Raw genomic sequence first — 12,758 nt, 5'->3', positions numbered from 1 at the left:
CATATTACATAAGTGGGTTCTTTTCTATTTAATCCAGAATTGCCACCATTTCTTCTTCTCCTGCGCTGCAACTAACATCCTTTTCGTCTCTTGTTGTTCACGAATCGTCTTCATAAGTAGTTCGTCATGGCTCTTTAAACGTTCACCAAGATGTTTCTCTGTTGATTGCATCGCCTTTTAATCGGGGCTTTTTTATTTGCAGGAAATTCTTAACTATCATGGAATACTGTCACTAGGAGGTGTTGTGACGTTATGACGGACGAAATTGTTTATTCTGCCAGCGAAGTATACAAACGACTAGGAATATCCGATAGCACCCTTAGAAAGTACATGGAAGTATTATCACGCGAAGGATTCGCAGTAAAGAAAGATAATCGCGGCAGACGCCAATACACAGACAGTGACATTATGGTGATTGAGAAATTAATTGATTTGAGCAAGCATGACGGTATGACGCTAGAAAAAGCAGCGAAGATGATTGCGCAGCAAATAGAGAAAGTTAATCCAGATCTGATTCAAGAAGAGTCTGAGGAAACGGACTTAGTGCCATTCCACATTAAACAGCAACTACAGGAACAGTACAGCGTTATGGCGCAAGAAATGAATCAGAGTATGTTAGCGATGGAGAAACGTTTAAGTGAGCAGGCCAAGCAAAGTAACGAGGAAATCAAAGCGAGTATAGAATCGCACAATGAACGCGTGGAAAAACGATTGGAAGCAAGAGATGAGACACTTATGAAGACACTACGTGAGATGCAGGAAACGAAGAGAATGATGCAGGAATTTCGGGATGAGGTTGCTGCTGCGAAAGAGAAGAAGAAGCCGTGGTGGAGGTTTTGGTGAATGACTTTGAATAAACTACGAAAAAGTAGAAATATACACTTTTCTACTTTTCTACTTAATAGTAAATATATATAAAGCCCTACATACGTAGGGCTCAATCGTTCATACGGTAATTGGTGATTCTTCCGTTGTTTCTAAAACAGACTCTTTACCCTCAAAATCTTTTACCTTAAACTTTCCATTTGAATCTTTACCGAAAACTTTCATTTCAACATTATTTATGTTTTTAAGAGCGTTATATATTCTATTTGAATAACCAGGGGCAATTGTAATCATACGAACATCTTCAGTGAAACAAGACGGATAATAAGCAGCTTGCCATACCAAACTTTTATCATCATCAACCGTTTTCAATTCAATAATACACTTAGTGCCATTTTTGTCCTTTGCTATAATGTCAATGATTCCATTTTCCACCCTATATTGTCTTTCTATAAAATGCATACCTTTTTCAATGACAAATATATGGTCACATAATATATTTTCTAATAAGCTTTCAGGGCCATTTATTATTTCTGCTGTTATTATTTCTTCCCAGATATCGTCCATTAACTCTATCTTTTCTTGAATAACATCATTATTATCGTATTCTTCACGAGTCATACAGGATAAACATGTTCCGAAAAGTACATATGATTTATCATAAATTATACTATTTACCATGGACCAATCCATATCATCGATTGAGTATAAAATTTCATCTTGTAATAATTGTTTAGTACGGAGTGGAGTCTTATCCCAAAAATAATGACACCAATATCGAGTATCTTCTTTATTAGATAATTTCTTAATATCTTTTTTTCTAAAACATTCTTTACAAAATACTTCACCTGAATAAAGAGTTAGCACTTTTGAAGCTATCTCTTTAACTTCACTTTCATTGTGGGTAATTAAAATTAATTCCCCTTTATCAAAATCCCACTCAGATAAATCATTGCGAAATGCATATAAGTAGTACCTTTTGCCTTCCTGCTGTTTAAAGTCAACTTTTATGCAACCATACTTTTCTGTAAATAAATCGAAATCAATTATATTATCGCCATTTTTCGTAATTACTCCCATGAAATTCATCTCCAATAATATTAGGATGGAAAACGTTAAGAATCACTGTGTAGACAAGGTGAAATTGAATCGTTTCTTATTATTTATCTAGCATCTCATAAAGGTGCTTATATATCCCTTTATATCCTTCAGACTGTCTTGTTGTAAGTTTAGTATTTACGTAGCTTTCAAGCAGCATATCGATAATACTGTTAATCGATGCCTTATCCATGTTCTCTTGTTCTTTGATAAATGGTTTTAGTGTATTCAACTTTAATTGCACAGCAGGTGAAAGTTTAGCGGTTTTAGATGGAACTAAACGTTGATCTGGCTTTTCAGGAGTAGTTACTTTGGCCTTGTTAATTATAGGTTTGATAACTTGCTTTTTAACAGGCTCACTATTACGACCAAAATCGTTAGTTCCTTTTATCTGTACACCTTTGTCATTTAAAGTGTTTCCAGGTTTTGTGACAATAGGTTGAAATGGTGCTTTAGACATTACGAACTTCCTCCTTAAGCATTAATAGTTGCAAAATAATTTTCATGTTCATTTAATTCACTAAGAACATCAATGAATAGTTGATGAGCTTTTTCATCCCACATATCAATATTACCGCTAACGTTAACATTTTTATGAATTCCTTCGATATCATACACTTTTAGGCGTTCTTGATATCTCACGATTGTTTCTAGAACGTTTCCGCCATACATTTCCTGAGCTTGCTGTAATACTTTATTATCCACTCGTTTCCCCTGGTGTAACATCATTGGAATAATCCCTAAAACTTGCAGGTCTGCATCATATGTCTCTGCTAAGAACTGCATATAAGCGATGTATGTTTGAGCACCTTCTAAAGAGAGTTCTTGTGTTTGTAGAACGATGATACAATAATCAGCTGCTATCATAGCGTTATCTGAGTAGTCACTGATTGTTGGTGGTACATCAATGTAAATACGATCATATTTATCTTTTAATGGTTCAAGTAATTTCTTTAAATAAGTAATTTGTGCAAGTTCATCCTCTGGGAACATATCAAAAAGGATTTTTGATAGTTTTCTAAATGAAGTATTAGATGGAACGATATCCAAATTCTCAATAACTGGGATAATCTCATTCTCTAAATTTTGATTTAGAAATGCATCCGTAATAGACTTGTCTATTTGTTCAATGTCTCCTGTCTTAGCAAGAACTCTTGTAGCATTACCCTGAGGATCCATATCCACTAAAAGACACTTTTCATTAAATACAGTAGCTGCTTCATAAGCTAACATTGTTGCTGTTTTTGTTTTTCCAACTCCACCTTTAAAGTTACCGATTACGTATGTAGTTGCTTGTCTAGTCATTTTCGACACTCCTCTATAAAACTCCGAATAAGTATACCTTTGAGTAAAATGTAACATCTATATACAATATTCGCAACAGTATACCTAAGAAAAGTTTGTGTTTTTCCAACGGATTTATCGAAAGAGTAGAAAAGTAGACTTAAGCGTAAGATATTTTGGTGTACTTTTCTACTTTTCTACTTTTGCGTAGTTAATAGTATATACAGCGTTGAATGCAGCTATATATACATTTGAGTTTAAACATAAGTTAGTAGAATTATAATTTATTTTGAATATAAGTAGAAAAGTAGAATTTTACACTTTTGCGTAGTTCCACATTTACACTTTTGCGTAGTTTCAAGTTGTCATTTCTGTATTTACAAACAAAAAAGCTTGTTGTAACGTAGTACACAACAAGCAACATTCTACAAAACAAAACATAATTTGATATTTTACATAAACGAAGATCGATAGAACAATTGAATATGAACACAAAACAAAAAGCCACTCCCATACGTTAACGGCTACCAACCGTTGAGGGAATGACTCAGTTCTAGTAATTGCTACCAACACTTACTAGACATAACCTGTAACCAAGCAGGACTTCGGTTTAAGTAGTGCACCAACACTATCCTTAAACAATTATGCCTTTCTCCGAGGCTTCTTTGATATACCCATTTTATCATTGTTTGGATAAATATCAACTAGTAAATACTAGTTTTGATTATTTTATAGTCCAGAAGATATATTACGGGCATCTCTAATCCTAGAAGTCTTGTGAATGTACAGGCCATTTAGGAATTTGGGATGCCTTTTTGTTTTTGTTCGCGTGGAATTGCCTGATACCACGTAATTAAAAACTGATAAGCCGTAATTCCGTGCTTCTATATAGAGGGAACGTGTTATTGGCGTGGCTAGCTGTTGGTCGTGCAGGGGGTACAAAGTATACGCCTACAAAAACAGCACCCCTCATTGGAATCCTGTTCTTCTGATGAGGGAGGGCGAGAACTTGCCCAGGGACGATTCTCTAAAAGGTTCGGGTGGTTATCGTTAGCATTACGGTGCTAGGGAGTACATTCAGTTTGTCGTGTAGGGACGATATTACAAGGACAAGCCATAGTAAAAGGATGTATGCGGTGAAGATCGCTGAGTGAGCAGGGTCTATACATACGGATACCTTATAAGTGACCGCATGGCGAAAACAAGACGCTTATCCATCTATTTTGATCGATTACTTTTTTTGTAGTCGTTCAAAGTAGGGGATAAATCTGCCTTCCAGCCGTGTTCCATAATCGTTCCCACATGATAAAAACCCACAAGACCTTCAGTCAACATTAAATTCGAGGAAAAGTAGAAAAACATGAGATTCTTTAAGTATTGGGGGAACTACTTGCTAAGATAGAGGAATAAATCAAGGATTTACTAATCACTTGGTTAGAGGATAAGGGGACGGATGATAGAATGGCCTTATTGCAGAATTTGGTTTTACACATCATATATAGTACGTGAAATTATTATGTATAATTTTTATGTTTTTACAAAATCTATACTGACTATATTATAGATAGGAGATTTTGTAGGATGGCTACTTATAAAATTCAATTTAAAACTGGTGATGTTAAAGGAGCAGGTACTGATGCTGTAGTATTGGTGCAATTATTTGGTGGATCTAATTATGTTTCTCCGTTATTTGGTGATTTTAATGGACCTAATGATGATTTTGAGCAAGGTAATTTAGATGGTTTTGTTTTACCCAGAGATATACCTTGTGATGATATTAGAGCATTAACTGTTAGAATTGAATGTAATGATGAACCTGTTCATGATTGGTATCTTGAATATATAAAATTAATGGGTGATAATGGTAAGGATTTTGTATTTGCTTGTAATCGTTGGTTAGGTGTTAATTCTGAACCTTATCGTGTAAGAGGATATACTTTATATGGAGAGCATTTACCGGAGTCAGAACGTGTATCAGTTGATCAAGCATTTTCTTTACATTCACATCCATCTAGCGAGAGAGTTCCTGTTAGTTAATGTAGTTCCCTGCACAATGTGCGGGGATTTTTTATAAAAAAAGACACCCTAAGGTGCCTTTCTCCGACTTGAACCACTTTAATTTTAATAATATGTATTGGACTCCCATCCAAATATTATTTTACCATGTTAAGTTGTTTTGTACATTGAGAAATGTTGTTTAAATCTATATTTTATTCATATTTCTCAAATTTTCTCTTTAGATTTTTACATTCGTAATGTAATTCGGCGCATTTAGGTACTAAAATTTCAAGCCCTGTAATTACATACCCTGGATCATATTTTTTACCACTTATTACGTCAGTATTGAAATTAAATAATATTCCTTTGTATTCTGGTGCTATGGAATTATATCTCTCATTTAATTTAGAAAATTCCTCTATGTATTCCATAGGTGGATTTAGAGATGTAGGAGATTTTATCTGATCATAAATAGAATCTATAATAACCTTTGATAAATCAAGCGTACTCCCAACTTGCCTTAATGACACATCATATTTTTGATTTGTAATTGTTGTATTTGCTAAATCATTTAACTCTTGTTGTTTAGTTTCTAATGTATCTAATTTCTCTTGTGCAAGAGTTGCGGTTTGTTGGTTTTGAATGATTAATGATTCAGCCTGTTCGACTTTTTTCTGAGCTTGACGATTTAAGTACGTTACGTATGCAAACGCTAATGATGCAACAATACCAGCAGCAGCACCAGCTATAGAAACCCACGTTGATATGGTGGATATTTGTCCTTCTAAAAATGAAATTTGACTATCTTTTGTAGCAATCATTTTGTCCTGAACATCTTTTACAGTCTCCAAAGACTCAACCTTTGTTTGTAACTTGATCAATTGTTCTTTAATTTGTTCGTTAGATATTGTAAATAAAGTTAATTTCATTGTTTAATCTCCTTTTGTGTATAAATTCATAAATAAAAGCACCCTTTCGAGTGCCGCTGCCTAATTTACTAGATTATCAATAACAATTTTATAGTTATTGAACTCGTCATCTTTCATTTGACCATTCATTTGTAAAAGATATTTCCCTTTAGCGTATGTATGTGAGAAAAGTATCGGAGCGTTGTTTCCTAGCTCATCATAGTATTTCTTTGCTTTTTCAAGATCTTCTTTATTTTTAAACTTATAAATGCGTCCACCTAGATCTTTACCTAGATGTGGTACAAGAAACCTCTTACCTTCCTCACGAGTATTACCAAATTCTTTTTGAGGCAATTCCGTAGGGTCTTTAGCATCTAAACCTTCTTTATTGAATTCAGCTATTATTTCATCAACTGTTACCGTTTTAAACACTGTGGCAGGTGATTGACCGTTAATAAACCATAATAGTGCAAAGAAAAGAGCGACAGAGCCAACGAGTATACCTAATCCCCATCCGATATATTCCCAAACCTTTGATTTCTTTTCAACTTCCACCTGTATTTCTCCCCTTATATATTAGATTTTAATAATAAGATAGTATCAAAATTCCCATTATTTGAGTACAAGATATTTAGAATATACAAAAAAAGAGAGCGTTGCCCTCTAATTTTGATTAACATAACGTATAATTAAGCAGATACAGCAACTTTATCTTTACGGAAGATACCCATTAATCCACCAATCAATAATAAAACTCCAGGTAATAAGAAGAAGATAGAAATACAAATAAATCCACCAATAGCAGCGATAGTCATCATGATACCGCCAACTTTCGCTTTATTCCTAACCATAACAGAACCCACGATTCCTAAGATTGATAGGCCTACAGCTCCCCAACCTAATCCGATAATCGTATTTGCGCCTTCAGCTTCGAAAGCAGCTCCCATACCACCGATTAATAATGCAATAAATGCACAAATAATGCCAAAAATACCACCAATAAGTCCTAATACAAATTCAGTTGTTCTTTTCATTTTAATTTCTCCTTATTTAGCCACGTCAAATTCGAACTTGACAGATTTTTCATCGAATGTAAATGTTGGTTTGAATGTACCAACGAATTTATCACCTTCTGGAACGTCAAATGTCATTTTGTTAGTAATTTGGTTGCCTGGTGCGATATTTTCGTTTACGAATGTATCTCCTCCGCCAAAGTACTCTTTGAATTGATTGCCGTTAACATCAGCAATTTTTAATTCAGAAGTTCCGAAATATATATCTTTTTTGCCGTTGTTTTTAGCATTAAATGCGATTTCTAAAACTTTTCCTTTTTCAGCTTTAATGTATTCGTTAGGTTCAACGAATTTAGCTGAACTGAAAGTTAGTTGTAGACCATTAACTTCTACTGTATCCCCGATTTTATAAACTTTGTTTTCAGTAGATGCTTTTTTGTCCTTTTTTTCCTCTTGTTTAGGAGCATTGTCTTTACTTACTTCTTTAACTTCTGTTTCACCACATGCAGTTAAACTAAAAGCAAGTGCTCCTGCTAAAGCAATTGTACCCATTTTTTTATACATTCTCGTTCCTCCAGTTATGTAAAATGTAAGATTTCCGAAACTATCATAACAGAAACGGTTACAACTATATTGTCATATTTTGTCGAATGAAAATAAAAAAAGAGAGCGAACGCTCTCTTGGAAAGAATGGTAAAATTATGTAAAGTTTTACCTCTTTATTTTGGAAATGATTTCTTTTATGATGAAATCAAATCATAGTATGTCCTTGTTATCTCGTAACATTTTGACATACAACGCTAATTGTTTAGCGAAACGCCCTTGCTGATGCCCATCAAGCTCCTCATAAGCTCTTTGGATATCATTAAATAGTAATTCTAATAACGCATCTTCTTTTCTGTTCTCGAAGTTAAGAAGGGCGTCTGTGGAGGTGTTAAAAAACGACGCAAGTACTTTTAAGCTTTCAAGATCAGGTTCGTGCCGATCAGTTTCCCAATTCTTGATCTGTCCACGTGATAAACCTGTTCTATCGGATAGTTGTTCTTGCGTTAAATCGAATGATTTCCTTAAACGTTTAATGTTTTGTCCGACTGTAGTTTTCATAGTTTGAGTATAATAATCGCCTTATCACTATACCATAATTGGTCGATACTCTGACTTTTTAAAATTATTTTGGTATTTTTATAACCTATAAAAATATGTATAGAACAAATGTTTGTTTAGTGGTAAAATATGCATGTGAGGTCTTCATACGTTTCATTCTCGATGTATTTTTTTAATTTTATGTCACGTGAGAAATGTTGATATATCGCGATTTAAAAACTTTCTCAACATTTTTCTGACAACCACACGACTGAATTTTGGAAAAAATGTGATATTATGAAAATAATAAAATAAACGGACGTAAAAAAGACTCACAGCGTGTACTAAGGTGCAGCGAACACCATAGTACCGCTTTCCCTAACCAGACTAGGGAAAACACTTACTGCAAGTCTTACATAAATTATAACACATCTTCTGAATGTAGTGACGCGTTTTCCTCAAAAGTTAAAAAATGGGTATAACGTGTCTTTTGTTCCGGCAAGGAGGAGCAAAACAGTGCAAAGATTATTGAATAAGCTTCATAATGATTTATTTGCAATTGGTATTACAGATGGTGAATTAGCTAAACAATTACAAGTTGGTAAAAGTACAATATCAGAAACTTTTAGTGGCAAGAGAGATATGAAATTTTATCAATTCTCCGGTGCACTTATGTGTGCGTACAACGATGATCATGATCTTAGGAGAAAGATGATTATGGAATATGTAAATTTGAACTCTGAGAAAGATTACGGAAGTTATAGAGAAACACTAGAATACACTTCTTATCGCGGAGAATTAGAATTGTTAAATACTATGATTGAAAAAGAAAAAGGTTCATCTTATGCCAAAAACCGTGAAGCAGCCACTGTATATGAAATATTGTATAAAAGAAGCTTAGAGAGATTTAACGGTGATGAATTGTTAAATCAGCTAGAAGATGTTCGTAAAAAAGTGAAATATGTGGAAAACAGTGCTATGTGCGACTTGTTGATGTGTTACTTGTTGTACGATACTGGCAATTATAGATCTATCCTTAATTATGTGAAAAACGCAGAAGAAAAGGTTAAACAAATTAGTGTGAGAAAAAACCGATTTATAAAATCAAGTTATAATCATCGAATTATTGAAATACTTTCTGCGATACATCTACTTCGTGGTAATGTGATTGAATGTAGAGAGTTTTCTTTTGAATTAATTGAACAATGTGGTAACAATCCGCAATTCAACATTCAGAGGGTAAACGCTTTTTGCAACCTTGGAGAGTCATATATCTTTTGTGATTACAATAAATCGTTAAAATATCTACAAGAATCACTAGAAAACTTAGGGGATCCATTTAATCAGCGTTTAAAGGCCAAAAAGAAGCTTATTCTTCAAACAATGGTATTTCTAAAAATATATTGGGATAAGCCGGTAGGGGATTTGGAAGTTCACCCTGCCGAAAAGGCCTATTTAGAAATAAAGTTAGGGAATAACAAAAAGGCAGAAGATATATTGATGGATTTGCTAAAAGTGCAAGGGAGACTTTCTGCGTTTCAAAAATTTTATTTAGGGCTTGCTCGTAATGATCGTAAACTCATGGAAGAATCTCTTGAGATATTCGAGGAGAAAGGGAATATTTTTTATTCCCAATTGCCTAAAAGACACTTGGGCTATTCTTGAAAAAATGGTATAATTATCTTAAGAGAAGAGGTGAAATGATTGAAAAAGATTTTAGCGCTTTTACCTATTTTAATAATGGCAGGAATGTTCACTTTCTCTGCTGACACAAAAAAAGAAGAACCTAAACAAGACGCACAAAAACCTGCAGTTCAACGTATGATGGTTGATCCAGGCGGCGGCGGCCTGTAATAGATATATATATATGAATTAGAATGCGATTGCCTATATCAATGGGCAATCGCATTCGTGCTTTCTGGGGAAGTTCTGTATTTTTGAAAATAGAGTTTTATAGAATTATTGTGATGTAATTCACAAACTACTATGAGAATATTGGAGGATGTTGGGGATGACAAAAGAACAATTAGTAAGAATGGCGGCTAAATTGGGGTTGCAACAGGGGAGTCCAAAGGCAGAGGATATTCTAAAGATTGTCCTTGATGAATCATATAAGGAAAAACCAAATACATAAAAAAGAAGACTGCCGGATGAGGTAGTCTTCTTTTGTTAGTTATTCTTTTTATTTTGCATATAAGTAACGTACATCTCTAATTGTTCCCAAGCTTTCTTTCGCTCATCCTCTGGAAGACCCTCTATTATTGCAAGTATGTTCTTTCCTTCTTCAGACACAACCTTATCATCTTCTTCATTTAGTTCAGGGTCCTCTGATCTCCCTAATAAATAATCCGTAGTTACTCCGAAATAATCGGCTATCTTTTCTAATGATTCTCGCCCAGGTGACTTTTTACCTTTTTCAAAATAAGAAATAGCCATTTTAGATACGCCAATAGCATCGCCTAGTTGCTCTTGGGTAATCTTACTTTTCTTCCTGAGTTCTTTAATCTTTTCCCCGATCACATTAACGTCCCCTTTTTAAATAGTGTATATAATACATAAAGTATAAAGTAAACATAGTGTTTACCACAAGATAAAATTTATTTGAGTTTTTTTAAAAAAAGCACTTGAAATAAACTTAAGGTTTACTTATAATGAAATCACAGGCAACGAAGGGAGGAAATAACTTGAAGCAGTTAAAACAAAAACGACTAGAAAAAGGGATGTCTTGCCAAGACGTTGCCGATAAAGTCGGAATCACTAAAATGCACTACTGGTATATCGAAAACGAAAAAAGAACTTTGAAAATAGACTTAGCAGAGAAAATCGCAAATGCTCTTGAGGAAAATCCGAAAGACCTTTTTTTTAACAACTAAAGTAAACCTTAGATTTACGAAATGAGAGGAGTAAACCAAATGAACGAACTTAAAAAATTCTCACATAACATGTTCGGCAACTTAGAAATTCTTATTAAAGAAGGGAAAGAATACTTCCCGGCAGTTGAAGTTGCGAAATCACTGGGTTATTCAAAACCACACGATGCGATTACAAGGCATTGCACGATGATGGGTACCACGTTTTACGGAGTCATCGATTCGCTAGGAAGAAAACAAGAAAAGAAATTCATTAATGAAGGTAACTTATACCGCTTAATCGTAAAATCAAAACTCCCACAAGCGGAACAGTTTGAAAAATGGGTGTTTGAAGAAGTGCTTCCTTCTATTAGAAAACACGGGGCATACATGACAGATCAAGTCCTGGAACAAGCAGTAACTAATCCAGACTTTGCAATTGGTCTTCTCACTAAATTAAAAGAAGAGAAAGAAAAGCTTGCAGCAGCGCAACAACAACTTGTACAGCAACAACCACTTGTAACATTTGCAGAAGCTTGTATGCAGTCAAATGAATCACTGAAAGTAAGCGAGGTTGCTAAGTTAGCAGCTAAACACAATGTCAAAATCGGGCAACGCCAGTTATTCGCAAAACTTAGAGAATGGAACCTAATGTTCAAACGATCCACTGAACCTACTCAAGCGGCTGTTGAAAAAGGATACTTCGAAATTGCGCAAGGTGTTAAACAGAAACCAAGTGGAGAGCCATTCACATGGACAACAACATACGTAACACCAAAAGGACAAGCTTACATCATAGACCGACTGAAGAAAGAACAAGAACAGAAGGCGGTGTAAACAATGGAAGAAAGCACATACTCATATTTCATGGTATTGGTTGCATTTCTCATCTTTGTAGGATTGAACTACAAACGCATAAAGCAGTTGATAAAGGATGAAAGTTGATGGATAAACAGCAGAAGGATAAGGAAGACAAAGCAAACATCATCAAAATGATACGCAGTTTACGAGCTAGAGGGATACATAACAGCGCAGATAAGGTTGAGGAAATGCATAAGGAGTTTATAACTCTAGCTAAATAGAGAGGGGAACGGGAATTGAAGAAGGATGAATTGAACCTAGAGAGTTTTGGTCAACAACTAATAATTACTGGTCTTGCAAGATTAGTTGAGGAAGAGGATTATACGCCACATGAAGCATTTCAGTTGTTAGAAACGATTAAAAGAAATACATTCCATACGCTTTTAGAACTAAAAAAAGAGTCTAAAACGAAATAGGACAAGCTTTCGCTTGTCGGAATATTCAGGAATTTAATGGTATCCCCCACCTAGAAAATAAGTTCCTGGATATTCCGATGCGTGAAAGCATCAAAACAAAATAAAAAACCGTCTTACCCCTAAGACGGTTTGGAGAAACTTCGAAAAGTATGTACCTATATTATATCAAAGAGTTTCTCCTCAAAACAAGGAGGAAAAATAATGAAAATCAACTTTAAGGAACTTCGTATTACTAACTTTAAAAATCATGACAGCCTTAATGTGGCATTCGGTGAAATAACAACTATTAGTGGCCCGAATGGAGCAGGTAAATCATCTATAGGCGAAGCGATTACATGGGTTTTATACGGCATTGATCCATACGGAACTAAAAACGAACCGAAACCTATCGGCAATGAAGATGCAGAAACGAAAGTAGAACTC

At 34.6% G+C, this 12,758-nt stretch carries 20 protein-coding genes; 10 read left to right on the top strand and 10 right to left on the bottom strand.

The window, feature by feature from the left end; translation table 11 throughout:
* Positions 1-24 precede the first annotated feature (24 nt).
* Positions 25-171, bottom strand: coding sequence for a DUF3967 domain-containing protein (locus tag MR113_RS14285; protein ID WP_396022462.1), 147 nt, complete (start codon positions 169-171; stop codon positions 25-27).
* An 81-nt stretch (positions 172-252) separates the two neighbouring features.
* Here MR113_RS14285 and MR113_RS14280 point away from each other — a divergent pair, with 81 nt between their 5' ends.
* Positions 253-843: a DUF3967 domain-containing protein gene (locus tag MR113_RS14280; RefSeq protein WP_242255002.1), complete on the top strand. Its 591-nt coding sequence runs from the start codon at positions 253-255 to the stop codon at positions 841-843.
* Between the two features lie 102 nt (positions 844-945).
* Here MR113_RS14280 and MR113_RS14275 read toward each other — a convergent pair whose 3' ends face one another.
* The 3 genes from MR113_RS14275 to MR113_RS14265 all read right to left on the bottom strand — a co-directional run bounded on the left by MR113_RS14275 (position 946) and on the right by MR113_RS14265 (position 3,228).
* On the bottom strand, positions 946-1,905 hold the full coding sequence (locus MR113_RS14275) for an endonuclease NucS domain-containing protein (RefSeq protein ID WP_242254999.1): 960 nt from the start codon (positions 1,903-1,905) through the stop codon (positions 946-948).
* 79 nt (positions 1,906-1,984) lie between these two features.
* On the bottom strand, positions 1,985-2,383 hold the full coding sequence (locus MR113_RS14270) for a hypothetical protein (RefSeq protein ID WP_242254998.1): 399 nt from the start codon (positions 2,381-2,383) through the stop codon (positions 1,985-1,987).
* A 14-nt stretch (positions 2,384-2,397) separates the two neighbouring features.
* Positions 2,398-3,228 carry a ParA family protein gene (locus MR113_RS14265; RefSeq protein ID WP_098155046.1) on the bottom strand — a complete coding sequence of 277 codons (831 nt, stop codon included), beginning with the start codon at positions 3,226-3,228 and terminating at the stop codon, positions 2,398-2,400.
* Between the two features lie 1,560 nt (positions 3,229-4,788).
* Here MR113_RS14265 and MR113_RS14260 point away from each other — a divergent pair.
* Positions 4,789-5,244, top strand: coding sequence for a PLAT/LH2 domain-containing protein (locus MR113_RS14260; protein ID WP_242254996.1), 456 nt, complete (start codon positions 4,789-4,791; stop codon positions 5,242-5,244).
* 173 nt (positions 5,245-5,417) lie between these two features.
* Here the strand turns inward: MR113_RS14260 and MR113_RS14255 are convergent, their stop codons facing one another.
* The 5 genes from MR113_RS14255 to MR113_RS14235 form a co-directional block, all read right to left on the bottom strand.
* Positions 5,418-6,134 carry a hypothetical protein gene (locus MR113_RS14255; RefSeq protein WP_242254994.1) on the bottom strand — a complete coding sequence of 239 codons (717 nt, stop codon included), beginning with the start codon at positions 6,132-6,134 and terminating at the stop codon, positions 5,418-5,420.
* Between the two features lie 60 nt (positions 6,135-6,194).
* Entirely contained in the window at positions 6,195-6,668 is a 474-nt protein-coding gene (locus tag MR113_RS14250) for a stress protein (RefSeq protein ID WP_396022461.1), read from the bottom strand.
* Between the two features lie 134 nt (positions 6,669-6,802).
* Entirely contained in the window at positions 6,803-7,147 is a 345-nt protein-coding gene (locus tag MR113_RS14245) for a DUF4064 domain-containing protein (protein ID WP_242254992.1), read from the bottom strand.
* A gap of 12 nt (positions 7,148-7,159) precedes the next feature.
* Entirely contained in the window at positions 7,160-7,690 is a 531-nt protein-coding gene (locus tag MR113_RS14240; protein ID WP_242254990.1) for a DUF4352 domain-containing protein, read from the bottom strand.
* 192 nt (positions 7,691-7,882) lie between these two features.
* Entirely contained in the window at positions 7,883-8,230 is a 348-nt protein-coding gene (locus MR113_RS14235) for a helix-turn-helix transcriptional regulator (RefSeq protein WP_098355237.1), read from the bottom strand.
* Between the two features lie 495 nt (positions 8,231-8,725).
* On the opposite strand from MR113_RS14235, the gene MR113_RS14230 reads away from it, so the two are divergent.
* From MR113_RS14230 to MR113_RS28350, 3 genes are all read left to right on the top strand, one after another.
* Positions 8,726-9,874, top strand: a complete 1,149-nt coding sequence (locus tag MR113_RS14230) for an AimR family lysis-lysogeny pheromone receptor (RefSeq protein ID WP_242254987.1) — start codon at positions 8,726-8,728, stop codon at positions 9,872-9,874.
* Positions 9,875-9,913: 39 nt separating this feature from the next.
* Entirely contained in the window at positions 9,914-10,063 is a 150-nt protein-coding gene (locus MR113_RS14225) for a complement C1q protein (RefSeq protein ID WP_242254985.1), read from the top strand.
* A 157-nt stretch (positions 10,064-10,220) separates the two neighbouring features.
* A complete protein-coding gene (locus MR113_RS28350; protein WP_277929696.1) occupies positions 10,221-10,343 on the top strand; it encodes a hypothetical protein in 123 nt (40 codons plus the stop codon).
* Positions 10,344-10,378: 35 nt separating this feature from the next.
* Here the strand turns inward: MR113_RS28350 and MR113_RS14220 are convergent, their stop codons facing one another.
* Positions 10,379-10,729 (bottom strand): helix-turn-helix domain-containing protein, encoded by a 351-nt coding sequence (locus MR113_RS14220; protein WP_242254982.1) that lies wholly within the window; start codon positions 10,727-10,729, stop codon positions 10,379-10,381.
* Positions 10,730-10,860: 131 nt separating this feature from the next.
* Between MR113_RS14220 and MR113_RS14215 the strand changes: the two genes are divergently transcribed.
* The 5 genes from MR113_RS14215 to MR113_RS14195 form a co-directional block, all read left to right on the top strand.
* Positions 10,861-11,082, top strand: a complete 222-nt coding sequence (locus tag MR113_RS14215) for a helix-turn-helix transcriptional regulator (RefSeq protein ID WP_098580843.1) — start codon at positions 10,861-10,863, stop codon at positions 11,080-11,082.
* 39 nt (positions 11,083-11,121) lie between these two features.
* A complete protein-coding gene (locus tag MR113_RS14210; RefSeq protein ID WP_242254979.1) occupies positions 11,122-11,895 on the top strand; it encodes a phage antirepressor KilAC domain-containing protein in 774 nt (257 codons plus the stop codon).
* A 107-nt stretch (positions 11,896-12,002) separates the two neighbouring features.
* Positions 12,003-12,140, top strand: a complete 138-nt coding sequence (locus MR113_RS14205; RefSeq protein WP_179885276.1) for a hypothetical protein — start codon at positions 12,003-12,005, stop codon at positions 12,138-12,140.
* A gap of 15 nt (positions 12,141-12,155) precedes the next feature.
* Positions 12,156-12,335, top strand: a complete 180-nt coding sequence (locus MR113_RS14200) for a hypothetical protein (RefSeq protein ID WP_157410602.1) — start codon at positions 12,156-12,158, stop codon at positions 12,333-12,335.
* 201 nt (positions 12,336-12,536) lie between these two features.
* Positions 12,537-12,758: AAA family ATPase (locus MR113_RS14195; RefSeq protein WP_242254975.1), on the top strand; the 222-nt coding region annotated here is incomplete at its 3' end.

The organism is Bacillus cereus group sp. BfR-BA-01379, from assembly GCF_022663605.1.
Taxonomy (GTDB): domain Bacteria; phylum Bacillota; class Bacilli; order Bacillales; family Bacillaceae_G; genus Bacillus_A; species Bacillus_A mobilis.
This window is presented reverse-complemented; position numbering and strand designations above follow the sequence as displayed.